Raw genomic sequence first — 25,160 nt, 5'->3', positions numbered from 1 at the left:
CGTGTCTGGCACGTGGGTCGTGTCTGCACTGTTGGCAAACACTTTGATATATACCCATATGGGGTATACTGAACAAGAGTATTCAGCCCTCGGGATAACGGAACGGAAGGCGGCGTGATGAACGGTTATGCGGGCGACAAGAAGAACATCCAGAAGAGAATGCATCGCATTGAAGGGCAAGTCAAAGCAATCGGTCGCATGGTGGATGACGACAGATATTGCATCGATATTCTTACGCAAATCGCCGCAGTGGAATCCGCATTGAAATCGGTATCCATGCTGCTGCTGGACGACCATCTCGACCATTGCGTGCGCGAAGCGGTCGAACAGGGTGGCCAAGTGGCGGATGCCAAACTCCAGGAAGTCTCTGAAGCGGTGTCTCGCCTCGTGAAATAACCGTGTCGCCCCGTCGCGTCCATGGCTTGCTGTTGACTAGAACATATGTTCGATAATGTGGTTGAGGTACTGGCGCTGGTCATCGTCGTCGCGGTTCTGGGGGCCGTGGCGGGGTTCATGATAGGCCGCAGCAAAGGACAGCAGGACGCCCGTGGGGCGAACCGGCAGGAGCTCGACGCCGCCCGCGGCGACGTTGAATCCGCGCGCGTGCAGATCGGCGAGCTCACAGCACAGGTAGCACAGTATCGTGCACAAATCGGCGGTCTGCAAGAACAGCTGCAATTCGTGAAATCCCAGCTGTCCCAAGCTCAACAGGCCGAGCAGATCCGCATCCAGCGTGAGCGTGAGCGAGCCCAGACCGAAGAGGACCGCAAACGCCAAGAGCAGGCGAAAAACCTGACCGAGCAAAGCAAAGTGCTCTCCGCGCTTGCTCCCGTGCAGAAGAATCTCGATGCGTTGCAGCAAAAGGTCGCCGATATCGAAGAAGGCCGCAAACGCGAGATGGGGGCGCTCGGCGAGCAGCTCAAGGGGTTGGGTGACCAGCAGGCGCGGCTCGACAAAGAAACCAGCTCCCTGTCCGCCGCATTGCGTGACAACAAGGTGCGAGGCGCCTGGGGCGAGGCACAGCTGCGCAATATTGTGGAGTCCGCTGGCCTGCTCGAGCACGTCGACTTCGATACACAGGTCGTGGTGGACGGGGCGGACGGCTCCACGCAGCGTCCGGACATGGTGATTCACCTGCCGGGCAACAAAAGCATCCCGATCGATGCGAAAGTCCCCTACGCGGATTACCAGCGTGCTTGCGCCATCCCCGACACCGCATCCTCGGAGGAGCTTGCTCGCCGAGATCAGCTGTTGCAGGCTCACGCCAAAGCGCTGCGCGAGCATGTCAAAACACTGGGCAACAAAGCCTATTGGAACGCTTTTGACACCACGCCGGATTTCGTAATCGCCTTCATTCCCAACGAGTCCCTACTTCAAGCCGCGTTGCAAGCGGACCCGACCCTACTCGACGACGCGTTCGCGCAGAAAGTCGCATTGACCTCACCGGTTACGCTGTGGGCGGTGCTGAAATCGGTCGCCTTCGCCTGGCAGCAGCAAAGCCTGACGGATGACGCCAAAGAGCTGTTCGACCTGTCCCGCGAGCTGTATGAGCGTTTCTCCACACTCGGAGACAAAGCCAACAAGCTCGGTTCCGCCATCACCAGAACGGTCGGCGCATACAACCAATTCGCCGCTTCGCTGGAATCACGTGTGTTGGTCACCGCCCGCAAACTGCAGAAGATCGACGGCAACAAAGTCATCGCCGCCGTGACGCCCATCGAACCCGACAAAGCCGATGTCCGCGAACTGACCGCCCCCGAAGTCCAACCTGACAGCAGTGAAAGCTGACGGCGTCGTACGGAAGCGTAGGTAGAGTAGCAGTATGACTGAGAACAGCGAGAACCAGACGTTCAGACGCACGGGATCCACCGGCAGCGCCACCGAGACAAGTGCCGGCAACGCCGCTGCGCATGACGCGGCATCATTCGCCATGCTCGAACCGCGTGAACAGCTGCGGCAGGTCCTCACCCAGGCGGTGAGCGGCAAACCCTTCAGCGAGCTGTATGCGGTGGCTTTCGACCACCGTACCGCTGCGACCGTCGGTCATGTGTTGCTCGACGCTCTGGAAGAACAAGGCTATGGGGTCGATGATTTCGACGCGGTCGGCGCACTGACCGCCGCCGCTGTCCCGCTGGTATCCGCGGTGATTCTTGCGGCCGCCTCACGCGGAGAAGACCTCGACGGTTTCGTCATGGATTTCGTCTACCCGTCCGTAAAAGGCCCATCCATCGCCGGCAAACGCGTGATCCTGTTGGACGCCTGGCTGTCCGAAAAATCGTACGTACAGACTTCCTCGCTGGTCACTCTGCGCAACGGCAATGAATTGAGTCTCGATTTCAGCATCGTCGAACATGAGGGCGCCAAGGTCATCGCCGTCGCCTCACTGATCGGCGGGGTCGGCGATGCCGATCATGTCGCCGGAGAGCGACAGCATATCGAAGTCATCAACCCGGTCACCTCAGAACACACCACGTTGCCGCTGATCCAGGTGTTTGACGAACGTGAGTTGAGAGCCGAATAATACATCGCGTACCCCGCGCCGCACTTCCCGCACTGTACAGCGAACGGAGGGAGCGGACGGTACGCTACGGCGGCGACAGAACAGCGAGGGCAGGCAACAGGTGCACGAACCAAGCGAATACACCAAGCAAGTGCAACAGTCAGGCGAGCCGATATTCCGCGAAATCGGTGTCGGTCCGTGGAATGAAGAGCACCCGGGTGAGCCGCGGCCGGACATCCCCGGCACGCCGACCTTCGACGCCCGGTATGACACCGAGCTCCTTGACCACGGTGACCGCCGCAACGTGCTTGACCGTTACCGATACTGGACCGTGGCGGCAATCAAAGCTGATCTTGACGCCCGCAGCCGATACCCGTATGAAATCGCCGTCGAAAACTGGACCCACGATTTCAATATCGGTTCCGCGGTCCGCAGCGCCAACGCGTTCGGCGCCTCCCGCGTCCACATCGTCGGCCCGCACAAGTGGAATCGCAAAGGCGCGCTGATGACCGAACTGTACCAGCATGTCGACTATCATCCGTCCATCCGGGAACTGGCAGCATCCTGGCGGTATCGGATCGCCGGTGAAATTGCCGCCGAACAAGCCCGCGTCAACGCCCGCATCATCCGTGCGCAAAGCCGGCATCGGCCGTTGTCCGCTGACGAGCAGCGCCAGCAAACCCAGTCGGCGCACCGCTTGGACACCCTACACCACGCGAAAATCATCGCGCTTGATATTCTTCCCGGCGCTGTACCAATGGAACGATACCGATTCCCCGAACGCTGCCTCCTGCTGTTCGGCGCAGAAGGCCCCGGCCTGTCCCAGGCGGCGCTCGACCAAGCGGACGATGTCGTGTATATTTCCCAGTTCGGTTCGGTCCGCTCAATCAATGCCGGTGCCGCCGCGGCCGTTGCGATGCACAGCTGGGTCGCCCAGCATGCGGTGATCGATGGGCCGGGCGCAGCGTCGGAAAGCGGCTCATCAGCGACGGTCCATCGCTAAACCCAGACGAAGACTATGATGCAGCACGATACCGGTGATCGGGGAAGCATCCGACCCGTATGGCCTGGTCACCCCGACTGCCGTGGACAGCAAGGGCAGCAATTCGCTGACTGTCGAGAATGTGCACAGCATCGCGCAACTGCCGCTCACCGGTGGCGCTGCTCGGCACCGCAGGCGTGATCGTGATTGTGCGTTCGCGCCGAAACACGACTGTGTGATCGGGCGGTGTGATGCCACGTTGTGATTGTGCGTTGTGATCGCATGCCGGTGTTCATGGCTGCAGATTGAACGTGTGCACAGTGCCGCTCAGGGCCTTGTGTCGGAACCATACCCTGGTTTCGGCACAAGGCCCTTGGCGTATGTACGAGTGGCGTCCCGCGGCTCATTCGGCGAAGGTTTTCCTGCATCGCCACATGCACCCCTACGTCACACTCGGCTCATATAGTGGAGGGCATGGCAACATTCACACGTGAAGAAATCGAGCATCTGGCCGATTTGGCCAGAATCGCCCTGACGGATGAGGAAATCACCCGTATGCAGAGCGAACTCAACGCTGTCGCCGACGCGATTGACGAAGTCCAGAAGGTGGCTACGGACGATGTCCCGCCGACCGCCAACCCGGTCCCGCTTGAGGCGTACCTGCGCCCCGACGTCGCCGTGACCCCGCTGACGCAAGAGGAGGCGCTCGCCGGCGCCCCTGCGACCGATCAGGGCATGTTCGTCGCCCCGCAGATCCTGGGAGAGTGATGATGAGCAACGCTGAACTCGTGAAACTGTCCGCCGCACAGATGGCGGAGAAAATCCGTTCCAAAGAAGTCTCCAGCCGCGAATTGACCCAAGCGCATCTTGATGTCATCGAGGCCGCCGAGCCGACGGTCAACGCCTTCCTGCACGTCTCCGGCAAGGAGGCGCTCGCTCAGGCTGACGCCTTCGACAAGAAGCTCGCCGCGGGCGACACGGAAGGCCTGCCGGAGCTTGCCGGCGTACCTATTGCGATCAAGGACATGATCGTCACCAAGGGCATCCCCACGACCGCCGCCTCGAAGATTCTCGAAGGCTGGGTGCCGCCGTACGATGCCACGGTTATCGAGAAGATCAAGGCTGCCGGCATGCCGATTCTCGGCAAGACCAACCTTGATGAGTTCGCGCAAGGCTCTTCGACCGAGCATTCCGCGTTCGGCAACACCCACAACCCGTGGGATGCGACCCGCGTGCCGGGCGGTTCCGGCGGCGGTTCCGCGTCTGCGGTCGGTTCCTATGAGGCGCCGCTCGCCCTCGGCACTGATACTGGCGGTTCCATCCGCCAGCCGGGCGCGTTCACCGGAACCGTGGGCGTCAAGCCCACGTACGGTGGTGTGAGCCGCTACGGCGCCATCGCCATGGCGTCCTCGCTTGACCAGATTGGCCCGTGCGCCCGCACTGTACTGGACACCGCTTTGCTGCACGAGGTTATCGGAGGCAACGATCGCCGTGATTCCACGTCCATCCCCGCCCCGGTCCCGCCGGTCGCCGCTGCGGCCCGTGAAGGCTTGAAGCGTGACCTGAAGGGCGTACGCGTCGGCCTGATCAAGGAAATCGGCGGTGAAGGCTTCGAAGCCGGCGTCGCCGCCCGGTTCAACGAAGCGGTCAAGCTGCTGGAATCCATGGGCGCCGAAGTCAAGGAAGTCAGCCTTCCGCATCTGCCGTACTCGCTGAGCGCGTACTACATCATCATGCCGTCCGAAGTCAGCTCCAATCTGGCCCGCTACGATGGCATGCGCTACGGCCTGCGCGTCATGCCGCCGGCCGGCGTGCCACAGACCTCCGCCAACATGATGGCTTATACGCGTGAAGCCGGATTCGGCGACGAAGTCAAGCGCCGTATCATCCTCGGCACGTACGCGCTGTCCGCCGGCTACTACGACGCCTGGTACGGTTCCGCGCAGAAGGTGCGCACCCTGGTGATCGACGACTTCAACAAGGCCTTCGAACAGGTTGACGTGCTCGTGTCCCCGACCGCCCCGAGCACCGCCTTCCACTTCGGCGAGAAGACCAGCGACCCGCTGTCCATGTATTTGGGCGATGTGGCGACCATCCCTGCGAACATGGCCGGCGTGCCCGCCATGTCCATCCCGTGCGGCCTGTCGGATAACGGCATGCCGGTCGGCTTCCAGTTCTTCGCGCCGCAGCGCCACGACGAGGCCATGTACAAGCCTGCCGCCGCGCTTGAAGCGGCTTTGGAAGAGCAGTGGGGCGGTAATATCCTCACGAAGATGGCCACGCCGTGGCTGAACGCCTGAAACCGGAGGACGAAGACAAATGGCTGAAAAACTGATGAAATTCTCTGAAGCCGTCAAGCGGTTCGACCCGGTGATCGGCTTGGAGACCCACGTCGAACTGTGCACGAACACCAAACTGTTCTGCCCGGCGCATATCGAGTTCGGCGGCGAACCGAACACCCAGCTGACCCCGGTGAGCCTCGGCCTGCCGGGAAGCCTGCCGGTGATCAACGAGACCGCGGTCGATTTCGCCATCAAGCTGGGCCTCGCCCTGCATTGCGAAATCGCCGAATGGAGCCAGTTCGCCCGCAAGAACTACTTCTACCCGGACATGCCGCGTGACTACCAGATCTCGCAGTATGACAAGCCGACCAACGGCAACGGTTACCTGGATGTCGAACTGGATGACGGCTCGATTTTCCGCGTGCCGATCGAACGCGCGCACATTGAGGACGATGCCGGCAAGAACACCCACGTGGGCGGTGCCGACGGCCGTATCGAAGGTGCTGACCATTCGCTGGTCGACTACAACCGTGCCGGTGTCCCGCTGATTGAGATCGTCACCAAGCCGATCGAAGGCGCGGGCGAGCGCGCCGCCGAAATCGCAGGCGCGTATATGCGCACCTTGCGCGATATTGTGCGCGCCCTGGGCATTTCCCACGCCCGTATGGAACAGGGCAACATGCGTGCCGATGTCAACGTGTCGCTGCGCAACAAGCCCACCGACCCGCTGGGTACGCGTTCGGAAACGAAGAACGTGAACTCCTTCCGCGGCATCGAGAAGACCATCGTCTACGAGATCCGTCGTCAGGCGGCGCTCTTGACCGACGGTGGCGAAGTGCTGCAGGAGACCCGCCACTGGGACGAGGCCACGCAGACCACTGCCGGCGGTCGTGTCAAAACCGATGCCGACGATTACCGCTACTTCCCGGATCCCGACCTGGTGATGCTGCATATCACCAAGGAGCACATCGAGCGCATCGCCAAGGATATGCCTGAGATGCCGCGTGAGCGTCGCAACCGCCTGCAGAAGGAATGGAAGTTCTCCGATCTTGAGATGCGTGACGTCATCAACGCCGACGCGCTCGACCTGATCGAGGACACCGTCAAGGCCGGTGCGTCCGCTTCCGGCGCGAAGAAGTGGTGGCTTGGCGAACTGTCCCGCGAAGCGAACGCCCAGGGCGTTTCGCTTGAGGAACTGCCGATCACCCCGGCCGATGTCGCCGAAGTCGAGAAGCTCATCGCTTCCGGCAAGCTCAACGACAAGCTCGCGAAGAAGACCGTTTCCGGCGTGCTCGCCGGCGAAGGCACTCCGGACGAGGTCGTCAAGAAGCACGGCTACGAGGTCGTCCAAGATACGGGCGCGCTCGAAGCCGCGGTCGACCAGGCGCTCGCCGACAATCCGGACATCGTGGAGAAGCTCAAGAGCGGCAATATGAAGCCGATGGGTGCGATCATCGGCGCCGTGATGCGTGCGACGAAGGGCCAGGCTGACGCCAAGGCGGTCAGCGGGCTGGTCATGAAGAAGCTGCACTGAGCGGATCGGGTTGAGCGACCGCGCTGAGCGTGTTGAATGAGCATGGTTGTGCAGCCGCTTGACATCACCAAAGACAGCCCCACAGAGCCAACACTCTGTGGGGCTGTCGTGTACCCGCCGACCCCTCTCTGCTTCTGCCGACGCTGACTGACGGGTGAGCGTCGGTAGTGGGTTTTGTCTCTGCTTCTGCCGACGCTTGCGCTTCCCTCAGTGTTGGCAGAAGGTTGAGCTTTTGCTTTTGCCGACGCTGGGACACTTCTGAGCGTCGGCAGAAGGTGCGGACCGGGGGCATGGCGCGTTTGGGGGCATCGCGAGGGGCATGTATTCGCATGTTCCGTACAGGTTCACCCCAAATCCTGCAAATTGTTGCGTACCTCGCTAGAATAGGACCGTATTGGTTCCGCTTATGAGGATGAAAGCGAATGTCTGAACAAACTGAGTCTGTGGTGGGCAGCGCAGCAGACGGCGATGAACGCCGCGTATTGCCGCCCCGGATCACTATTCCATCGATTCGCGGCGAAATGGTGCATCTGCGTCCGGCGGTGCTTGACGATTTGGAACGTCTTGACCAGCTCGACGCGTTTTACAACGCATCCGGCATCACCGGCAAGGATCGAGCATCCGAACGCGCCGCCGTCAACGCATGGGTGCGTCGCTCGGTCGCATGGTCCGAAGGACGTGCGTCTGCTGAACCCGGTGTCGGCGACCCCGAATCCCGTCCGACTATCGCATGGGCGATTCTCACCGACGCCGACCGTGATGGCGATGGTGTCGTCGACGCTGAGGCGACCAACAATGTCATCGGCATGATTTTCCTCATCGATATTGACGGATGGTCGCGTTCCGCACGCATCCAAGTGGTGCTCGGCAAGGATTACCGTGGCCGCGGCTACTCACGTGACGCGATGCCACGCGTCATGACGTTCGGTTTCGCGCCTCGCCCGGCAGGCTTGGGCATGCATCGCATCTGGGTTGCGGTGCCGGAAAAGAACACGCGCTCACTGTCCGTGTACCAGTCGCTCGGGTTCATCCCGTCCGGCACGTCGCGTGACGCATTGTGGGATGCCGAAAACAATAAGTATCAGGATCTCATCGTCATGGATATGCTCACCGACGAGTATGACCCGATTCATTCGCTTGAAGTGTTCGGCATGCACGTGTTCGAAGACAATCCAGGTGTCAAAGAGGCGTTGAGTGCGCGTGAACACTCGCTGGCAATCCGCCAGCATGCGCATTCTGCCGATGATGCCGGTACGCCGGCTGCGGGTGACACCGTTCAAACGCCTGGGAGTGAGCCTGTCGTACAACCTCAAGAACCCCAATCTGCGCATGTCGTCACTGCTGACGCGGCCGTGCAAGCGGATCTGTCGCCTGTTGCCGCACTGGCGGCAAGTATAGCCGCCGAAGACGCCGATCAGTCAGGCAAGCAAAGCCATCACACCCTTGAAGGTGAAGAGCATTGGCCGCACAGTTCGCATGACCGTCAGCCGTCGAAGCAGGCGTGGTGGCGTACTATCGGACGCAAACGTGAACGCAGGACGGAAGGTAACGTATGAGTGCGGAAGATCTTGACAACTATGAGACCGACGCCGAACTGGCCTTGTACAAGGAATACCGTGACGTCATCAAACTGTTCACCTACGTGGTGGAGACGGAGCGCCGCTTCTACCTGGCGAATAAGGTTGATTTCAACGTGCGTTCCGCCGGACAGGACGTGTATTTCGACGTGCAGCTGACGGATGCGTGGGTGTGGGATGTCTACCGTTCCTCCCGGTTCGTCAAAAGCGTGCGTATCGTCACGTTTAAGGATGTCAATGTCGAAGAGGTGCAGAAAACCGATATTGATATCCCTGATTCCCTGACATGACGCTCCGCCGCCCACCGTACCGTGATACGTCGGTACGGATACGTCGGTACGGTGGGCGGGCTGGGTGATAGCATGGCTTGCGGTTTATTCGTGTATGTTTGTTTGCTTTGGTGTTCATGATGCGCTGAAGCGTGTAGAGTTTCACCGATTTGTTGTATTGTTCAGGAGGTCATTGTGGCACACAAACAGTCCGTCGTGATTATCGGCGGTGGCCCCGCGGGTCTTACTGCCGCGTGGGAACTGGTGAAGGAAGGCGGCGCCGAGCAGTACGACGTGACCGTGCTTGAGGAGACCCGCGAATTCGGCGGTATCTCACGTACCGTGAAGCATAACGGCAACCGCATGGATATTGGCGGTCATCGCTTCTTCTCCAAGGATGACCGCATCATGGATTGGTGGAAGGATGTGCTGCCGCTGCAAGGCGCCCCCTCCTATGATGACAAGAAGCTCGGCCGTCACCATGACCTGGAGCCCGGCGGACCGGATCCTGAGACCACCGACGAAGTGATGCTCAAACGTCACCGTGTTTCCCGTATCTTCTGGAACCATCATTTCTTCGATTACCCGATTTCCTTGTCGCCGAACACGCTGAAGGCGATGGGCTTCAAACTCACCATGCAGGCAGGGTTCAGCTATTTGAAGTCCGTGTTCCACAAGCTGCCGGAAACGAATCTGGAAAACTTCTATATCAACCGGTTCGGCCGCAAACTGTATTCGATGTTCTTCGAAGGCTATACGGAGAAGCTGTGGGGCCGTCACCCCAGCCAGATTTCCGCTGATTGGGGCGCACAGCGTGTCAAGGGGCTGAGCATCCTTGAAGTGCTGAAGAACGCGTTCCAGAAACTGCTGCCGAAGAAGCGCAGCAACCAAGAGGTCGAAACCTCCCTGATTGAGGAATTCTGGTATCCGAAGTACGGTCCGGGTCAGCTGTGGGAAACCGTGGAACGCCGGTGCGAGAACGCCGGTGTCAAGGTGGTTACGGATGCGAAGGTCGTGGAAGTCCGCCAGCAGGAGGGGCATATCTCCTCCGTGGTGTATCAGAACGCCGCCGGTGAGCGTACCGAGCTGGCTGCGGATCAGTTCATCTCATCCATGCCGGTCAAGGATCTGGTCGAGGCGATTGACGCGTCGGACACTCCCGCTCCCAAGGATATGACCGCCGTGGCCGAGGGCCTGCCGTACCGTGACTTTGTGACGGTCGGCTTGCTGGTCAAGCATCTTCGTTTGAGAAACACGACCGACATCCCAACGCTCGGCAACCCGCCGATTGTGCCGGATTGCTGGATTTACGTGCAGGATCCGGGCTATAAGGTCGGCCGTATCCAGGTGTTCAACAACTGGAGCCCGTACCTGGTCAAGGATGTCGACGACACGGTGTGGATCGGCCTCGAATACTTCTGCAAGGAAGGCGACGACTTCTGGAACATGTCCGAAGAGGAAGCCAAGAAGTTCGCCATCGAGGAAATGACCCGCATGCGCGTGATCAACGGTCCGCAGGACGTGCTTGACGCGCATCGTGAGCGTGTCAAGAAAGCGTATCCGGCGTATTTCGATACATACGCCCAGATGCCTGATTTGATTGAATATCTTGACTCCTTCGGCAACCTGTATTGCGTGGGTCGCAACGGCCAGCACCGGTACAACAATATGGACCATTCGATGGCTACGGCGATTGAGGCTGTCGGCAATATCAAGTCCGGCAAGACGTCGAAGCGTAACGTGTGGTCGGTGAACACCGATAAGTCCTATCACGAGAAGAAGTAGCAGCTTCCGGTTGCGACGGCCCGCCATCCCAAAGTGGATGGCGGGCCGTCGCTGTTGTTGCAGGCATGATGGCAAGCGCATGCCAAGCGGTGCCGGTACTGCCGTATTGTGGGCGGCGTGTTGCATCGGTCAGGCCTCCGTTGTACAGTGAGGAACGTCTGATAAGGTTTTCAAAACCGTGATAATCAGGCGTTCATCGCGGGTGTTTTCCGCATCTTGTCATACAGCTCGCCGGCGTAGTGTCGGTAGAAGCCAAGGAAAGGCAACATTAGGCAATGAGCCAAAATCTTGAGGATATGAAGCTGCCTGAGCTCAGGGAGCTTGCCAAGCAGATGGGTCTTCGCGGCACATCGACCATGCGTAAGCCCCAGCTGCTCGCAACGTTGCAGGCGGCTCGCAGCGGAGGGGAGGCGCCTGCCGGCGTGACCGTGCGTGTACCGAAAACAGTGAAGAAAACCGAGGCACCGGTGCCTGCTGTGCGCGAATCATCATCGGAGACGGAGAACAAGCCGTCTGCCGCACCGGTGAAGTCTGCGAAATCCGAGAAGCAGACGCAAAGCGAACCGGTGCGTGTGCCTGTCGCTCACACTGAGGCGATTTCTCCGATGGAGGGTGAATTGCAGATGCCTCGCGTGCATGAGCGTCGCGCCCGCCGTCGTGGCGCTTCCGAGGAAGCCGCAGCAGACGAAGTGCTCGCCCAGCTTGATCTTGATGGCGGTGAAAGTCCGCGGATGCGTCGTCGTGGTGTTGACCGTGGCGGCGTGCACCGTCGTGGTGGTCGTGCCGATTCCAGTGTCGAGGAACGTGAGGAAGAAGCGGTGCGCGACCTGGATGACATTCTGGCAAGCCTGCCGGCGCAGAAGAACGAGGAGCATGCCGGTGACGAGCGTGCTTTCGGCCATCGTCGTGGTGCCGGACGCGTCGAGCGTGATCGTGTCGAACGTGCGGATCGCAACGATCGTAATGATCGTAACGACCGTAACGACCGCGGTGAACGTGACCACGCCGACCGTAATGATCGCAACGACCGGCGCAATAACCGTCGTATGCGCGGCGGTCGTGATTATGATGATCGCCGCGGCGAACAGGACCAGTCGGATGATCTCGTCCCGGTCGCCGGTATTGTCGACGTGCTGGACTCGTACGCGTTCATCCGTACGTCCGGATATCTTCCCGGTCCCAACGACGTGTATGTTTCTATGGGACAGGTCAAGAAGTATGGCCTGCGTAAGGGCGATGCCGTGCAGGGCACGATTCGTACGCCGCGTGAAGGCGAGCGTCGCACCCAGCGTCAGAAGTTCGTGCCGCTTCAGGCGATTAACAGCGTCAACGGCATGAGCATTGATGAGGCTGCGAACCGTCCGCAATTCGCCAAGCTTACTCCGCTGTACCCGCAGGAGCGGTTGCGTCAGGAAACCACGCCGAACAAGCTGATTGGGCGAATCATTGATCTGGTCGCCCCGATCGGCAAAGGTCAGCGTGGCTTGATCGTTTCCCCGCCGAAGGCTGGTAAGACCATCACGTTGCAGGCTATCGCGAACGCGATTACCGTGAATAATCCGGAAGTCCATCTTATGGTCGTGCTCGTGGACGAGCGTCCGGAAGAGGTCACGGATATGGAACGCACCGTGCAAGGTGAAGTGATTTCCTCGACCTTTGACCGTCCGGCTTCCGACCATACGATGGTCGCCGAACTGGCGATTGAACGCGCGAAGCGTCTGGTCGAGCTCGGTCAGGATGTGGTCGTGCTGCTGGATTCGATGACCCGTTTGGCGCGCGCCTACAATATCGCCGCCCCGGCATCCGGGCGTATCCTGTCCGGCGGTGTGGATGCGCAGGCGTTGTACCCGCCGAAGAAGTTCTTCGGTGCGGCACGCAATATCGAAAACGGTGGTTCGCTCACCATCATTTCGACCGCACTGGTGGAAACCGGTTCGAAGATGGACGAAGTGATTTTCGAAGAGTTCAAGGGCACCGGCAATATGGAACTGCGGTTGAGCCGCGACCTGGCGGACAAGCGCATGTTCCCGGCTGTGGACATCAATGCGTCCGGCACCCGTCGCGAGGAGCTGATTACTCCGCCGCTGGAGCTGCCGATCATCTACCGTCTGCGTCGACTGTTCGGCGGGCTTGAACCCGAGCAGGCATATCAGGCGCTCGTACCGCGGCTCAAGAAGACGCCGAGCAACCGCGATTTCCTGAAGGCGCTGGTACAGCAGTCGGGTGCGGGATCATCATCCTCCTCGAACTGACGGAACCAGAGGCGTGCCGACCGGTTCGGACGCTGACGATGACATCATGGCGGATCGCTGCTGGCGGTCCGCCATTCTCGTATGAGACGGTGAATCCCCACGTTGGTAAGGCAAGACTGATAATCTGGAGCGTATGAACGATTCCGAACATGGTGATTGGCAGGATACGACCATTGACTCCGCCCAAGCGCAGGAGCACCCGGAAGTTGCGCAGGCGGTACGGAAAATCAAGGAGTTGCGCCAGTCCATTGACAATGTGGACACGGCTATCGTCTCGCTGCTTGCGGAACGGTTCAAATGCACGTCAGAAGTCGGCGTGCTCAAAGCGCAGGCAGGTTTTGCACCGGCGGATTGGAAACGTGAGGACGCGCAAATCAAGCGGTTGCATCAGGTGGCTGAACAGGCTGGCCTTGACCCGCAGATTGCGGAAATGTACCGGGAGTTTGTGGTTACGGAAGCCAAGAAACGGCATCAGCGTATCGCTGACGCGGGTGGAGACCCCGGCGTGCTTGACATTTTCGCATGAGCACGGGCGTGGCGCGGCGATTGTGCCAAGCCGCAGCATCCGGCCGCGGATCGGAGGTGTGAGCCGGAGACGATAGACATGGAATCAAGGAGAATACGACACTGATGATGGTGACCCACGGTACCAAGCGTGGAAGGCATCCGGGACGGATCGCCGCCAGAGTATGCGGCATCACGGTATCATGCGCGATGATGTTCGCTGCGGCGGCAGGAGGGGCCGCTCCCGCTCGCCAGACAGAGTATGCTTCCGGAACCGCCGTGGCCACGAAAACACAGGATGTGTTCGGTATTCTGCACGAGGGGACGATTTCCGGCGAACTGTATATCGCCAACGATTTCCAGATCGACCAGTCAGGCATGGTTATCGATTACGGGGTCACCCGCGCAGGCGCGCCTGTCGCTGAAACCGTGGGCAAGGGGGAACACGCCGCGGGCACGTCGACCAATACCCTGACCAAGGTCAGCAGCGGTCTCAAAGCGATGCCATGGGCGGTACACGTACAGTACAGCCTCAACGGGCCGAATGTCGATTCGTCGGCAATCAGCGGAGCGAATGGCCTGGTCGGCCTGCACGTGACCGTGTCTCCGAATTCGCTTGCCGACACGGATTACGCCAGAACCACAATCCCGATCATCGCGTTCACGGTGCCGACCAAAGTCACCGGTGCGGTCACAGGCAGCAGCGGCACACTCGTCACCCAAAAAGGCACGGATATGCTGGTTATCGCAGTCGGCAGACCCGCCCGCACCATATCCTTCGACTTCTTCTTCACTGCGAAGCACTGTTCGATGAGCCCGTTGGCGGTAGCCGCGGTGGAGGCTTCAGATACCGCAGAATTCAGCCGTTCTATGACCGCGCTCGCCATGCGGGCCGGGAATTTGTCAGATATCGCCATCGGCGGCGGCAAACATGACACGAAACTGCTCAACCGGCTCAAGTCTATGCGCGATGGGGAACGCGACAAGGCGAAACACGCCATCGCCGCTGCGGACCCGGCTTACCAGCAGGCCTTCCACGATTACATGGCCGCGTATGTGACCTCGTACACCGGGCATCTGAGCGGTTCTATCGGAGACAGTACGCAGATGAGCGCGCTTCTGGGCACGGCTGGCGAGCTGAACAGCGACACGCCGGTGGCACGGGCTGTTGCGAATATTTCCAATGCGACCAATGACCGTAGCGCCGCCCGATCCCATCAGGGTGCCGCAGACGCGATTGATGACACCATTCGGCAGATCGAACTGCGCGGGACGACAGGTTTGGCGGCGGATCTCAAGCGACAGGCGGCTTCGCAGACCTCGCGCGCAGCCAAGGATTTCAAGACCGGCCAGAAGATGATGCACGATGCGATGATCCCGTTTTCGATGGCCTATACCGACGCGTATACACGCCATCTGAGCAAGATGACCGGGGGTACGGCGTCTGGCGCGTCCACGTACGCGCAGCAGGCGATTGAGCAGACGAACGACGAATTCACCTCGAATAAGAACCTCAAAACCGACAATCAGAAGGTCCAGGCGGCCCTGGATACGATGGCGGCGGCGAAAGCCAGTGAAGGGCAGGGCAAGATGCTGCTCACTTTGGCCGCGCTGGTCGCCAAATCCGGCACCGGTGATGCGTCCGAGGCATCAAAAAGCGCGGCGGCGGATTGGAAGACGGTGTCGGCGACCGGTTTGACATCCTATGTCTCGCAGTCGCGCGTCGGAGGCGCCGCCGATGATGCCGATAATGCTGCGGAGCATCGTGCCGGCACCGGTTCTGCTGGCAGGGCAAATTCCGCTGCTGGTACGCATACCACGACGTTTGTCGCACCTGTTGCCTCGGAGCGTTTGTTATATGGCCTGTCAGGGCGGGTGCGCGGCCTTGAATCGGATATGTCGGGAACAGTGGACGATGTGGTTGCCGTGGAGACTGCCGCCGACATCATCAGGAATGCCGTGGATACGCTGGCGCCTGACGAGGCGTCTGCATCGTCTGCGTTGACGCGGGCGATTGATGAGGCGCGCGCCGCCAAAGCCAAGGTTGCGGCTCCCATTGACGCGCAGTCTTCAGTGGGGGCTCTCGAGGCCTCGCGTATCGGACGCGAAGGTGTATCGCGGGACGTCGTCACCCCGGTCAACACGCACACTGCCGGCGCCCGCTTCCTCATGGTCACCGATAAACTGTGATCTGTCAAACCCCATCCATCAGTAACCGTCACCGGTCTGTGAATTGCCCAAACTGGTGACGCCAGGAGCCGGTCTACCGTAGCTGGTTTGTGCAGAAAAACAATCTGGTGGCGCCGGGCGGGAGCTCAGCGTCACCAGATTGTGGGGTATTGGGGAAGAGCCAGCGCTTACTTGCGCGGCTTCTTGGCCGGCGGCTCGCCGAGCTCGCTGTTTTCGACGATGACGGAGACCGCGGCGTCAGCCTCATTCTTCGCATCTTCGATAGCGTTCTTGGCAGCTGCAGCGGTTTGCTTGACAGCCTTGATGGCGGCGCCGGCACGAACCAGCGTGATATTGCCGACGACGCGTCCCGCCTCGGCGATATCGCCAAGCGTGGCCTTGATGGAATCGGCCGCATCATCCACCGCGTCAAGCGTGACAGACAGAATCGGCGTCTTCATCGAGACCTTCGCCTCGGACTTGATCTTACGCAACGAAGCCAGCGCCTCACCGGCATACGTCAGCACGTCCGGGGAGACCTTGAACGCGGCCTGCTCGTACGGTTCCGGCTTCGGCCATGCGGCACGGTGCACCGAACCCTCGCCCTCGTGCATCCAAGACCACACTTCTTCGGTCGCGTACGGCAGGTACGGGGCCAGCAGACGGGCGAAGGTGTCCAAGCCGAGTCCCAGCGTGGTGCGCGCGGACTTGACCGCCGCCTCGCTCGGGGTTTTGCCGGTCGAATCGGCCGTGCCGTAGGCGCGGTTCTTCACCAGTTCGATGTAATCGTCGCAGAATTGCCAGAAGAAGCTTTCGATGACTTCGAGCGCCTTCGAATGCTCATAGGCGTTCAGCGCATTCGTCGCCTGACGGATCACGAGCGCCATCTTCGCCATGACCGCACGATCCAGCGGCTCGGTCACATCAGCCGGATTCCACTGTGCGACGGCAGGGGAGCCGACATGATGGTTCTCGTCCTCGCGGCCGATGGCCAGCGCGAACTTGGTGGCGTTGAGCAGCTTGATGGCCAGACGGCGGCCGATCTTCATCTGGCCCTCGTCATACGTGGCGTCCAAACCGAGTCGCGCGGAAGCGGCCCAGTAGCGCACGGCGTCTGCACCGAACTGCTTGATCGGCTTGTTCGGCACGACGACATTGCCCTTGGACTTCGACATCTTCTTGTGATCGGGGTCGAGAATCCAGCCGGACAGGGTGGCGTTCGCCCACGGCAGGCAGTGGTTTTCGAGATGCGCGCGATCGATGGAGCTGAACAGCCAAGTGCGGATGATGTCCTGGCCCTGCGGACGCAAATCCATCGGGAAGGTCGCCTTGAACAGCGCCTCGTTCTCCTCGCCGGGCTCCGCCCAGTGGGTCACGATTTGCGGTGTCAACGACGATGTCGCCCACGTGTCCATGATGTCCTTCTCAGCGGTGAAGCCGTTCGGCTGGTCGCGCTGGGACTCGTCGTAACCTTCCGGCACATCGTTGGTCGGGTCGATCGGCAGCTGGTCTTCACGCGGGGTGAGCGGATGCTCATAATCCGGCTCGCCGTTGGCGTCGAGCGGATACCACAGTGGGAACGGCACACCGAAGAAGCGCTGGCGGGAGATCAGCCAGTCGCCGTTAAGCCCATTGACCCAGTTGTCGTAACGCACGTGCATGAAGTCCGGGTGGAAGTTCAGCTCGTTGCCGCGCTCGATGAGTTCGGCGTTGAGTTTCTTGTCCGTGCCGCCGTTCTTCAGATACCACTGGCGGGAAGTGACGATTTCGAGCGGCTTGTCGCCCTTCTCGTAGAAGTTCGTCATACGGGTGGTGGGCTTCGGCTCGCCGTCCATATCACCGGATTCACGCAGGTGGTCGACGATGATCTTGCGGGCGGAGAACGTGGTCTTGCCCTCGGTCTCCTCGAAGATCGCACGGCCTTGCGGGTCCTCGATCCAATCCGGCACGCTCATGATGATGCGGCCGTTGCGCTGGATGATCGGGCGGGTCGGCAGCTTCAGGTCACGCCACCATTCGACGTCGGTCACATCGCCGAAGGTGCAGCACATCGCGATGCCCGCGCCCTTGTCCATTTCGGCGGCCGGATGCGCGAGAATCGGCACCTTGACCTTGAACAGCGGGGAGTAGACATACTGGCCGAAATACTGCTTGTACCGGTCGTCGTCCGGGTTGGCAATCAACGCGCCGCACGCGGCGAGCAGTTCCGGACGGGTGGTTTCGATGTAAATCGGCGTGCCATCTTCGAAACGGAACGCAATCTTGTGGTAGAAGCCGGGATATTCGCGGCTTTCCAGCTCAGCTTGGGCGACTGCGGTCTGGAAGGTCACGTCCCACAAGCCAGGAGCGTCCTTCTGATAGGCCTCGCCGCGTGCAAGATTGCGCAGGAACGCTTTCTGCGCTACGCGCTGCGGATGCTCGCCGATCGTGTGGTAGGTCTGCGACCAATCGATCGACAGGCCGAGCGAACGCCACAGCTCCTCGAACTGCTTCTCGTCTTCCTTGGTGAGACGCTCACACAATTCGATGAAGTTCTTGCGGCTGACCGGCACCTGGTCCTTCGCGTTGATCTTCTTGCCGTCAGTGCCTTCGAACGGCGGTTTGAAATCAGGATCGTACTTCAGGGACGTGTCCACGCGCACGCCGTAATAGTTCTGTACGCGGCGCTCGGTCGGCAGGCCGTTGTCATCCCAGCCCATCGGATAGAAGACGTCAAAGCCTTGCATGCGCTTGAACCGGGCGATGATATCGGTGTGCGTGTAGGAGAACACGTGGCCGACATGCAGATGCCCGGACACGGTGGGCGGCGGGGTGTCGATCGAATAGACGGCCTTGCGGTCGCGGGTGTTGCGGAATTTGTAGACGCCGGATTCATCCCACGTCTTGCGCCACTTGTCTTCGAGCCCGTCGACGCCCACCTTGTCAGGCAGCGGGGTCAGGTTCGCGGTGATGGTATTGTCCTGATCAGTCATAACCGCTAGTTTAGGGAGCGTTTATGACAACGGGGAAGCGGACTTTGCGGCACTTCCGGGCCGTGGTCGGGGCATCCGGCAAGAAGACGATAATGCGCACCCGTGGCTGTGCCAGCGCTTGGCTGAACCGTCACCGGATTACTTTTCGAGCGTCACGTCTTTGAGCGGCAGCAGCTCGTCGGTCATGTTGACCGGGTAGCCGTGCAGCCTGCCGCTGACCGCCATGTTGATGCCCCGCTCGTACAACCATGCCGCGGCCGCATCCTGGCTGACCATGGACGCGAACTGTTTCATCCCGTTGGCGTAAGCGTCGCTTGTCGTCGCGGTGGCGGCGTTACGGTACGCTTCTTGCGCATTGCCGTTCTGATATTGCAACGTGTTGTTCACACCGTTGAACAGGTCCACATTATCCGTGCCGCTGACGGTCATGATCGCAAGCTTGAAATCGCCGCTGGCCAGCCGCTGGTTGAGTGTCGCGTCATCGACCACCTGCATATCCGGATTGATGGCCGTCAGCGTCGAAGTGCCTTGTTTGAGATACTCGTTCAACTGCTCGCCAAGCGTCTGGTATTCCTGCGGTACCAGGAACGTCAGATCGCCGAAATACCGGGTCGAATAATAGGTGAGCATCTGCGCGGCCTTCGCCTGATCATGCGGGTAAACCCCCGTCAAGTCCTCATACCCGGGTTCCAATGGCCCGATTGGCCCGCCGAGCGCCTGCTTCGCGTCCGTGGCCGAGGATGCGATCGCCGCAGTGTCGATCAGATAGCGGAACGACTGCCGGGTGCGCAGGTCGGACATCGGGGATTCCGTGCCGCAATTGAATACAAGCATCACTTTCGACGTGCTGGAACCTTGGACCGCTTTCAATCCTGTTTTCTTGGTGATATCAGTCAGACTTGTGTGTTCAAGCGGCAGCGCCATAACCACTTCGTTGCTGGCGGCAGCATTCATCAGCGTTGACTCATTGGGATAGTAATGCAGCATGACCTGATTGCTGGCTGCCTTGCGGGCGCCCCAATAGTGGGCGTTGCGTTTGAGCGTGATATTCGACCCCTTGCGGTAGGCGCCGACGGTGAACGGGCCGGAACCAAGCGCCTGCGTTGCATAATCGATGTTCGCGTTCCGGTCGTAGACGATGCCCGCGCGGCCGGACAGTGCGCGCAGCAGGGTTGCATCCGGCTGTCGTAGTGTCAAGGTGACGCGGTTCGCACGGTCGCTGTCAACGGCGGCGATGGCGTTCAACCGCTCATGTCCCACGTATGTGCCGCTGATGATCTGTTTGAGTGACCAGACGACATCCTCGCCGTCGAGCGTATCGCCATTGGAAAAGGTCACGTTGCCGCGCAAATGCAGGGTGACGGTGAGGCCGTCTTGTGAGGTCGTCCAACTGTCGGCGAGCGCGGGGATGAGCCTGTTGTTCTGGTCGCGTCCGATGAGCGTTTCGTAGACGTTACCGATCAGGGCCTGTTCGATGGCCGTGCCTGGTTCGGTGCGGATGTCCAGTGATGCTGGGGCGTTGAGCAGACCGACGTCAATGGATGGGCCTGATCCGATCAGCCCGGTGGATTCGAGTACGCCGCTGCGCTGGGCGACGGATTTGCCGAGCATGATGAGCGAAAACAGGGCGGCCACAATGGCAAGGAATGCCGCCCAACGTTTTAGCTCGCCATGCTTCTTCTTCGTCATACTTCGAGTCTACCGTGCGCCGTGCCGATATGTTGGTTGCGTTTGCTTGGAGCCTTGGAACCTTGGAACCGCGGTCTGACTCACCCGATGGTGCCGGCGCTGGGGCAGGTGGCGTTGAGCGGGCAGGCGGCGCAGTCTGGTTTGCGTGCGTGGCATGTCGCCCGGCCGTGCAGAATCAGCCGGTGCGACAGGTCGGTCCATTCTTCGGGTGGGAAGCATGCGGTGATTTCGCGTTCGATGTGTACCGGGTCGGGGTGGGTGCTTCTCCAGTCGGTGCGCCAGCGCAGGCGTCCGGTCACGCGGATCACGTGCGTGTCAACGGGGAAACCGGGGATGTCGAACGCGTTTCCGAGCACCACGTTTGCGGTTTTCCGTCCGACGCCGGGCAGTGATGTCAGTTCGTCCATGGTGTGCGGGACGGTATCGCCGAACCGTTCGTGCACATCATGCGCCATTGCGATGATGTTGCGGGTTTTGGCGTGGTAGAAGCCCAGCGGCCTGATGATGTCTTCGACATCCTCTACCCGTGCGGCGGCCAGTTGGGCTGGGCCGGGGTAGCGGGAGAACAGCGCGGGCGTGACCGTGTTCACTCGTTTGTCGGTGGTTTGGGCGCTCAGGATGGTCGCGGTCAGCAGTTCGAAGGGGTTCGTGAAGTGCAGTGCGCACGCCGGGGCGGGGATTTCTTCGCACAGGATCCGGTATTCGTCGTGCATGCGTTGAAGACGGTGTCGTTTGCTTTCGCTGGCCATATCCGCATGATAAGGCATGGCGGCCCTCCGCCCAACCGCGGCCCGTACGCCTATGGCGGATTTGTCTGCGCAGTGGGGCTGACAGGGTGGTGGGGACGGCAATGGCCCGTGGAGCGTATGCCGTGGCGACGGTTGCACGGCGGGTGTGTGAGGATTGGCTCACACAACGACCGCTTGAATGGGCTGAATTGGGATTTCCAAGGTGTGAAACGGGCTCTGTGTGAGGATTTCTTCACACAGCAACCGGTTGAGAGGCTGAACTTGGCTGGGTTGGGTGTCCGAAACGTCCGGTGTGTGAGGATCGGCTCACATATGGCGGATACCAAGTGGTCGGGTTTACGCCGCTTTCGATGTGGCGTTCGCGCGTGCCGCGGAATCGTCCTTGTCGTCTTCCGGCGGGTCGAAACGGTAGCCGACGTTGCGTACGGTACCGATGACATGCTCGTATTCGCCGCCGAGTTTGGCGCGCAAGCGTCGCACATGCACGTCCACGGTGCGTGTGCCGCCGTAGTAGTCGTAGCCCCATACCTCTTGCAGCAGTTGGGCGCGGGTGAACACGCGGCCGGGATGTTGGACCAGGTATTTGAGCAGTTCGAATTCCTTGTATGCCAGGTCGATCGGGTGCCCGTGCAGGCTGGCGGTGTATCCGTTGGTGTCAACGACCAGATCGCCGCAGCGGATCAGACCGTCGGTGTCTTGCGGACTGTTGTCGTTGGATTGGATGCCTGATGGCATGTTGCCGCGTTCGGTGACCAGCCGGATGCGTCCTTCGACTTCGGCCGGGGAAGCGTTGGCGACAACGACGTCGGCGATGCCCCATTGGGAGTTGATGACCGTGAATCCACCCTCAGTGAGAATCAGTACGATCGGCGTGGACAGACCGGAGGCATGGATCAGACGGCACAGGGTTTTCGCCGTGGCCAGATCGTCTCGAGCGTCCAGGAACAGGACGGTGCTTTCAGGCATCTTCACCAAGCTCGCCGCATCCATCGGCAGCACACGCACCCTGTGGGACAGTAGGGCAAGGGAAGGCAGAACGGATGCCGGGTCGCTGGCAGAGGTCATCAACGTTAAATCAGTCATGTTGCATCCCTCCGGTCGAATCGTGGTTTTCACACAGTTTACAGCTGTAATGTTATGGCAACCGTTTCGATTCCTCATCGTGCTCTCATATGGCGGAGAATGGGGGAGCTTGTGGCTACAATGATGCTTTGCACATGCTGCGATGTCACATGCCGGTAACATGCCCATAACATTGTGGGCCATCCCGGCGCGCGACGATGCGCAGCGGGATACGATCATCCGTCGGCGGAAGGAATACCATGACACAGCAGGCCTCATCTGACACCACCCTTCCGCGTCGTCCGTATGGTGGTGTGCTTGCCGTGCAGATTATTGCGCTGGTGCTGTTGATTGGTGCAAGTCTGCTCGGTCAGTTTGCGTTGTTCCTTGAAGTGCCGCTGTGTGTTGTGGCGATGGTTGCGTTCACTGTGTTTTGGCCGTTCCGCGGCACGTGGGTCGACCGGATGCTTGGCGTGCTTGCGGGGCTGGTTTCGTTCGTGTTCGCGTTCAATGCGCTGGGCAGTGGAGTGCTGTATCCGCCGTTGCACACGACCGGCAAGTTGGCTGTTGCTGCGGGCCCGCTTATCCGTTGGGCTTGCGTGTACGTGTTCCTGCTTGCGGCGTTCACGGTGATTGGTTTCGCCCGTCAAATGGCTCGGGAGCAGCGTACGGATCTGGTACGGTCGTTGTCGCAGAGCTTGACTGGTGTGGTGGCGATGGCGAGTATGCCAGGCTGGCTGTTTATTGTGGTTGCCGCTTCTGCGCATCCGTTTGGTGGTGCGCGGTTCTGGGCGGCTGACGCGGTGTGTGTGGTCGCACTGGCGTTGGTGGTGCTTATGGTGGTCGCGTTGCGGCATTGGCTGAAGGATTTCGACCCGGATCCCGCTGTGCCGGCTCCGTGGATTGGAATCGCTTTGCTGCCGGTGATGCTGCTGGGGTTGGTGGCGTTCGCGGCGACGCTGGCGTTGTTGTTGTGCCAGTTTGGTATTGCGGGCTGATTTTTCGCGCTCTTCCACTGCGGGCCCCGATGATGCGAAGTGATTTTTTAGGGGTTCCCGTGTGCGGCGGTTGCAGTTTGCTTGCAACTCGCGGTTGCCGGGATGTTCCGGGGGCGGATTCCCGCAATCGTAGTGGTATTTCAGGCAAGATTACGGAGAAGCGGCTCTATATGCCGGGTGTCGTGTGATTGCTGCTCCGGCGTCTGGACGATGCGATGATTTCTTCGATATCCCGGGTGAAGTGCGCTGCAGCGTCGTGCGATTGGGGATGTATGTGCGGCATCTTGTTGCGGGTGCCGGTCCGTCTCGGATATCCCGGGCATGATGTTGGTCGGGAACCCCGAGTTGGGGTGCTATCGGTCGATGCCCGTCGACGCGAGCCTGTCGCTACCAAGCGATGACGCCGAGATGCTCGAGCAGCACCTTGAGGCCGATGAGGATCAAAATCACGCCGCCCGCAATCTGCGACGGCTTCTGCCATTTGGCGCCGAACACGTGGCCGATATGCAGCCCGACGGCTGAAAATGTGCCGGTCACCACGCCGATCACCAGCACCGACCACACGATATTCACCTTCATGAATGCGAAACTCACGCCGATGGCGAACGCGTCAATACTGCACGCGATGGCGAGCGGCAGCATGTGCTGCCAATCAAACTGCGGGGTTTCGCGCGCGTTCTCGTCATCCTCTTCGAACGCTTCGCGAATCATATTGCCACCGATCAGCGCGAGCAGGCCGAAAATAATCCAATGATCCACGGCCGTCACGTATGCGCTGAAGGTGTCGGCCACCAGATAGCCGAGTAGCGGGAACAACGCCTGGAACCCACCGAACCACAGGGCGGTTTTCAGCGCGTCCAGCGGACGCACCCGGCGTACGGTCAGACCCTTGCCGATGGACACGGCGAACGCGTCCATGGACAGGGATACGGCGATAAGAAGAATTCCCGCGATAGAGGAAGCTGATGTCATAGTCACTACATGGGTTCATCCGCGGCGCGGATGGGCCTCGACGGTGTGCCGCCTACGCCTTACGGTCCGACATTGCGACTGCCGGCGTAGGGGCGGCTTTGAATTCCCGTGAATCTGTACGCATGTCGAAATTACCCAGTCAAGTATAGTCGTTTGCCACGGAAAGACAACTGTGGATGACGCGGATGGTCTCAATGGCATGGATCACGCGTGCGGAGATACACGAAAGGGGCCGCCCCAATCGGGACGGCCCCTTTCCTGAGAGCGTGCGCGTAAAGTTCGATTCGGCAGGAAGCCTAGGTGATTGTCATCCGATCCTGAGCCTCAAACCGAAAGCTGAACCGTATGCGTCACTTGGCTTCGGAAGCGGCGAGACGCTCGCGCGCAGCCTTGATCTCAGCCTCAGCCTTGTCGGCGCCAGCCCAGAAATCTCCCGGCAGGACTTCCTTGCCCGGCTCCAGAGCCTTGTACTGCTCGAAGAAGTGCTTGATTTCGGCCTTGTGATATTCGTTGACATCGTCGATGTCCTTGATGTCGTCAAAACGCACGTCGGCAGGCACGCACAGCACCTTGTCGTCGCCGCCCGCCTCGTCAACCATGTGGTACAGGCCGACGGCGCGGCACTCGACCACGCAGCCCGGGAACACGGAATTCGGGATCATCACGAGCGCGTCCAGCGGATCGCCGTCCTCGCCCAGCGTGCCGTCGATGTAGCCGTAGTCATCCGGGTAGCCCATAGCAGTGAACAGCGTACGATCCAAGAAGATGCGGCCAGTCTCATGGTCCACTTCATACTTGTTCTTGGAACCGCGCGGAATCTCCACAACGACATTGAAGGTTTCTGCCATTTCGAATCTCCTTGAT

21 protein-coding genes are annotated in these 25,160 nt (G+C 60.3%); 15 read left to right on the top strand and 6 right to left on the bottom strand.

Annotated elements, in window-relative coordinates; all coding sequences use genetic code 11:
- The first annotated feature begins 117 nt into the window (after positions 1 to 117).
- From BBOU_RS08140 to BBOU_RS08940, 14 genes are all read left to right on the top strand, one after another.
- A complete protein-coding gene (locus BBOU_RS08140; RefSeq protein WP_026503212.1) occupies positions 118 to 396 on the top strand; it encodes a metal-sensitive transcriptional regulator in 279 nt (92 codons plus the stop codon).
- A 45-nt stretch (positions 397 to 441) separates the two neighbouring features.
- Positions 442 to 1,788, top strand: a complete 1,347-nt coding sequence (locus BBOU_RS08135; protein WP_026503211.1) for a DNA recombination protein RmuC — start codon at positions 442 to 444, stop codon at positions 1,786 to 1,788.
- A gap of 34 nt (positions 1,789 to 1,822) precedes the next feature.
- Positions 1,823 to 2,521 carry a type I phosphoribosyltransferase gene (locus BBOU_RS08130; protein ID WP_026503210.1) on the top strand — a complete coding sequence of 233 codons (699 nt, stop codon included), beginning with the start codon at positions 1,823 to 1,825 and terminating at the stop codon, positions 2,519 to 2,521.
- A gap of 100 nt (positions 2,522 to 2,621) precedes the next feature.
- Entirely contained in the window at positions 2,622 to 3,503 is an 882-nt protein-coding gene (locus tag BBOU_RS08125) for a TrmH family RNA methyltransferase (RefSeq protein WP_026503209.1), read from the top strand.
- Positions 3,504 to 3,537: 34 nt separating this feature from the next.
- Entirely contained in the window at positions 3,538 to 3,747 is a 210-nt protein-coding gene (locus BBOU_RS08120; RefSeq protein ID WP_026503208.1) for a hypothetical protein, read from the top strand.
- A gap of 209 nt (positions 3,748 to 3,956) precedes the next feature.
- Positions 3,957 to 4,250: an Asp-tRNA(Asn)/Glu-tRNA(Gln) amidotransferase subunit GatC gene (gene gatC, locus BBOU_RS08115; protein WP_026503207.1), complete on the top strand. Its 294-nt coding sequence runs from the start codon at positions 3,957 to 3,959 to the stop codon at positions 4,248 to 4,250.
- The gene (gene gatA, locus BBOU_RS08110) at positions 4,250 to 5,782 is read left to right on the top strand and encodes an Asp-tRNA(Asn)/Glu-tRNA(Gln) amidotransferase subunit GatA (protein WP_026503206.1); all 1,533 of its coding nucleotides are present in this window, start codon (positions 4,250 to 4,252) and stop codon (positions 5,780 to 5,782) included. Before gatC ends, gatA begins: the two co-directional genes overlap by 1 nt.
- A 19-nt stretch (positions 5,783 to 5,801) precedes the next feature.
- Positions 5,802 to 7,298: an Asp-tRNA(Asn)/Glu-tRNA(Gln) amidotransferase subunit GatB gene (gene gatB / locus BBOU_RS08105; protein WP_026503205.1), complete on the top strand. Its 1,497-nt coding sequence runs from the start codon at positions 5,802 to 5,804 to the stop codon at positions 7,296 to 7,298.
- 422 nt (positions 7,299 to 7,720) lie between these two features.
- Positions 7,721 to 8,854 carry a GNAT family N-acetyltransferase gene (locus tag BBOU_RS08100; RefSeq protein ID WP_051616838.1) on the top strand — a complete coding sequence of 378 codons (1,134 nt, stop codon included), beginning with the start codon at positions 7,721 to 7,723 and terminating at the stop codon, positions 8,852 to 8,854.
- Complete coding sequence (locus BBOU_RS08095) at positions 8,851 to 9,165, top strand: DUF2469 domain-containing protein (RefSeq protein ID WP_026503203.1); 315 nt, start codon at positions 8,851 to 8,853, stop codon at positions 9,163 to 9,165. Before BBOU_RS08100 ends, BBOU_RS08095 begins: the two co-directional genes overlap by 4 nt.
- 174 nt (positions 9,166 to 9,339) lie before the next feature.
- Positions 9,340 to 10,929 (top strand): NAD(P)/FAD-dependent oxidoreductase, encoded by a 1,590-nt coding sequence (locus BBOU_RS08090; RefSeq protein WP_026503202.1) that lies wholly within the window; start codon positions 9,340 to 9,342, stop codon positions 10,927 to 10,929.
- A gap of 275 nt (positions 10,930 to 11,204) precedes the next feature.
- The gene (gene rho / locus BBOU_RS08085) at positions 11,205 to 13,181 is read left to right on the top strand and encodes a transcription termination factor Rho (RefSeq protein WP_026503201.1); all 1,977 of its coding nucleotides are present in this window, start codon (positions 11,205 to 11,207) and stop codon (positions 13,179 to 13,181) included.
- Positions 13,182 to 13,314: 133 nt separating this feature from the next.
- Positions 13,315 to 13,707, top strand: coding sequence for a chorismate mutase (locus BBOU_RS08080; protein ID WP_026503200.1), 393 nt, complete (start codon positions 13,315 to 13,317; stop codon positions 13,705 to 13,707).
- A 104-nt stretch (positions 13,708 to 13,811) separates the two neighbouring features.
- A complete protein-coding gene (locus tag BBOU_RS08940) occupies positions 13,812 to 15,875 on the top strand; it encodes a hypothetical protein (RefSeq protein WP_051616837.1) in 2,064 nt (687 codons plus the stop codon).
- Between the two features lie 167 nt (positions 15,876 to 16,042).
- On the opposite strand, the gene valS is transcribed toward BBOU_RS08940, so the two are convergent.
- The 4 genes from valS to BBOU_RS08055 form a co-directional block, all read right to left on the bottom strand.
- A complete protein-coding gene (gene valS / locus BBOU_RS08070) occupies positions 16,043 to 18,826 on the bottom strand; it encodes a valine--tRNA ligase (protein ID WP_026503199.1) in 2,784 nt (927 codons plus the stop codon).
- A gap of 138 nt (positions 18,827 to 18,964) precedes the next feature.
- Positions 18,965 to 20,515, bottom strand: a complete 1,551-nt coding sequence (locus BBOU_RS08065; RefSeq protein ID WP_026503198.1) for an ABC transporter substrate-binding protein — start codon at positions 20,513 to 20,515, stop codon at positions 18,965 to 18,967.
- A gap of 80 nt (positions 20,516 to 20,595) precedes the next feature.
- Entirely contained in the window at positions 20,596 to 21,264 is a 669-nt protein-coding gene (gene nth, locus BBOU_RS08060; RefSeq protein WP_026503197.1) for an endonuclease III, read from the bottom strand.
- A gap of 336 nt (positions 21,265 to 21,600) precedes the next feature.
- The gene (locus BBOU_RS08055) at positions 21,601 to 22,347 is read right to left on the bottom strand and encodes a winged helix-turn-helix transcriptional regulator (RefSeq protein ID WP_033490112.1); all 747 of its coding nucleotides are present in this window, start codon (positions 22,345 to 22,347) and stop codon (positions 21,601 to 21,603) included.
- 239 nt (positions 22,348 to 22,586) lie between these two features.
- Here BBOU_RS08055 and BBOU_RS08050 point away from each other — a divergent pair, with 239 nt between their 5' ends.
- Positions 22,587 to 23,324: a hypothetical protein gene (locus BBOU_RS08050; RefSeq protein WP_051616836.1), complete on the top strand. Its 738-nt coding sequence runs from the start codon at positions 22,587 to 22,589 to the stop codon at positions 23,322 to 23,324.
- A 387-nt stretch (positions 23,325 to 23,711) separates the two neighbouring features.
- Here BBOU_RS08050 and BBOU_RS08045 read toward each other — a convergent pair whose 3' ends face one another.
- Positions 23,712 to 24,296: a manganese efflux pump MntP gene (locus tag BBOU_RS08045; protein ID WP_026503195.1), complete on the bottom strand. Its 585-nt coding sequence runs from the start codon at positions 24,294 to 24,296 to the stop codon at positions 23,712 to 23,714.
- Positions 24,297 to 24,646: 350 nt separating this feature from the next.
- A complete protein-coding gene (locus BBOU_RS08040) occupies positions 24,647 to 25,144 on the bottom strand; it encodes an inorganic diphosphatase (protein WP_026503194.1) in 498 nt (165 codons plus the stop codon).
- Positions 25,145 to 25,160 lie beyond the last annotated feature (16 nt).

This window comes from Bifidobacterium boum (assembly GCF_000741535.1).
Classification (GTDB): domain Bacteria; phylum Actinomycetota; class Actinomycetes; order Actinomycetales; family Bifidobacteriaceae; genus Bifidobacterium; species Bifidobacterium boum.
The sequence above is the reverse complement of the archived record's forward strand: the minus strand, read 5'-3'. Positions and strand labels throughout refer to the sequence as shown.

What these genes read in the sequence shown, in the direction of transcription:
- gatB (WP_026503205.1), top strand. Translation starts at nt 5,802, where the DNA reads ATGGCTGAAAAACTGATGAAATTCTCTGAAGCCGTCAAGCGGTTCGAC.
- BBOU_RS08040 (WP_026503194.1), bottom strand. Translation starts at nt 25,144, where the DNA reads ATGGCAGAAACCTTCAATGTCGTTGTGGAGATTCCGCGCGGTTCCAAG.
- BBOU_RS08065 (WP_026503198.1), bottom strand. Translation starts at nt 20,515, where the DNA reads ATGACGAAGAAGAAGCATGGCGAGCTAAAACGTTGGGCGGCATTCCTT.
- nth (WP_026503197.1), bottom strand. Translation starts at nt 21,264, where the DNA reads ATGGCCAGCGAAAGCAAACGACACCGTCTTCAACGCATGCACGACGAA.
- gatA (WP_026503206.1), top strand. Translation starts at nt 4,250, where the DNA reads ATGATGAGCAACGCTGAACTCGTGAAACTGTCCGCCGCACAGATGGCG.
- BBOU_RS08080 (WP_026503200.1), top strand. Translation starts at nt 13,315, where the DNA reads ATGAACGATTCCGAACATGGTGATTGGCAGGATACGACCATTGACTCC.
- gatC (WP_026503207.1), top strand. Translation starts at nt 3,957, where the DNA reads ATGGCAACATTCACACGTGAAGAAATCGAGCATCTGGCCGATTTGGCC.
- BBOU_RS08095 (WP_026503203.1), top strand. Translation starts at nt 8,851, where the DNA reads ATGAGTGCGGAAGATCTTGACAACTATGAGACCGACGCCGAACTGGCC.
- BBOU_RS08135 (WP_026503211.1), top strand. Translation starts at nt 442, where the DNA reads ATGTTCGATAATGTGGTTGAGGTACTGGCGCTGGTCATCGTCGTCGCG.
- valS (WP_026503199.1), bottom strand. Translation starts at nt 18,826, where the DNA reads ATGACTGATCAGGACAATACCATCACCGCGAACCTGACCCCGCTGCCT.
- BBOU_RS08045 (WP_026503195.1), bottom strand. Translation starts at nt 24,296, where the DNA reads ATGACATCAGCTTCCTCTATCGCGGGAATTCTTCTTATCGCCGTATCC.
- BBOU_RS08100 (WP_051616838.1), top strand. Translation starts at nt 7,721, where the DNA reads ATGTCTGAACAAACTGAGTCTGTGGTGGGCAGCGCAGCAGACGGCGAT.
- rho (WP_026503201.1), top strand. Translation starts at nt 11,205, where the DNA reads ATGAGCCAAAATCTTGAGGATATGAAGCTGCCTGAGCTCAGGGAGCTT.
- BBOU_RS08130 (WP_026503210.1), top strand. Translation starts at nt 1,823, where the DNA reads ATGACTGAGAACAGCGAGAACCAGACGTTCAGACGCACGGGATCCACC.
- BBOU_RS08140 (WP_026503212.1), top strand. Translation starts at nt 118, where the DNA reads ATGAACGGTTATGCGGGCGACAAGAAGAACATCCAGAAGAGAATGCAT.
- BBOU_RS08050 (WP_051616836.1), top strand. Translation starts at nt 22,587, where the DNA reads ATGACACAGCAGGCCTCATCTGACACCACCCTTCCGCGTCGTCCGTAT.
- BBOU_RS08055 (WP_033490112.1), bottom strand. Translation starts at nt 22,347, where the DNA reads ATGACTGATTTAACGTTGATGACCTCTGCCAGCGACCCGGCATCCGTT.
- BBOU_RS08940 (WP_051616837.1), top strand. Translation starts at nt 13,812, where the DNA reads ATGATGGTGACCCACGGTACCAAGCGTGGAAGGCATCCGGGACGGATC.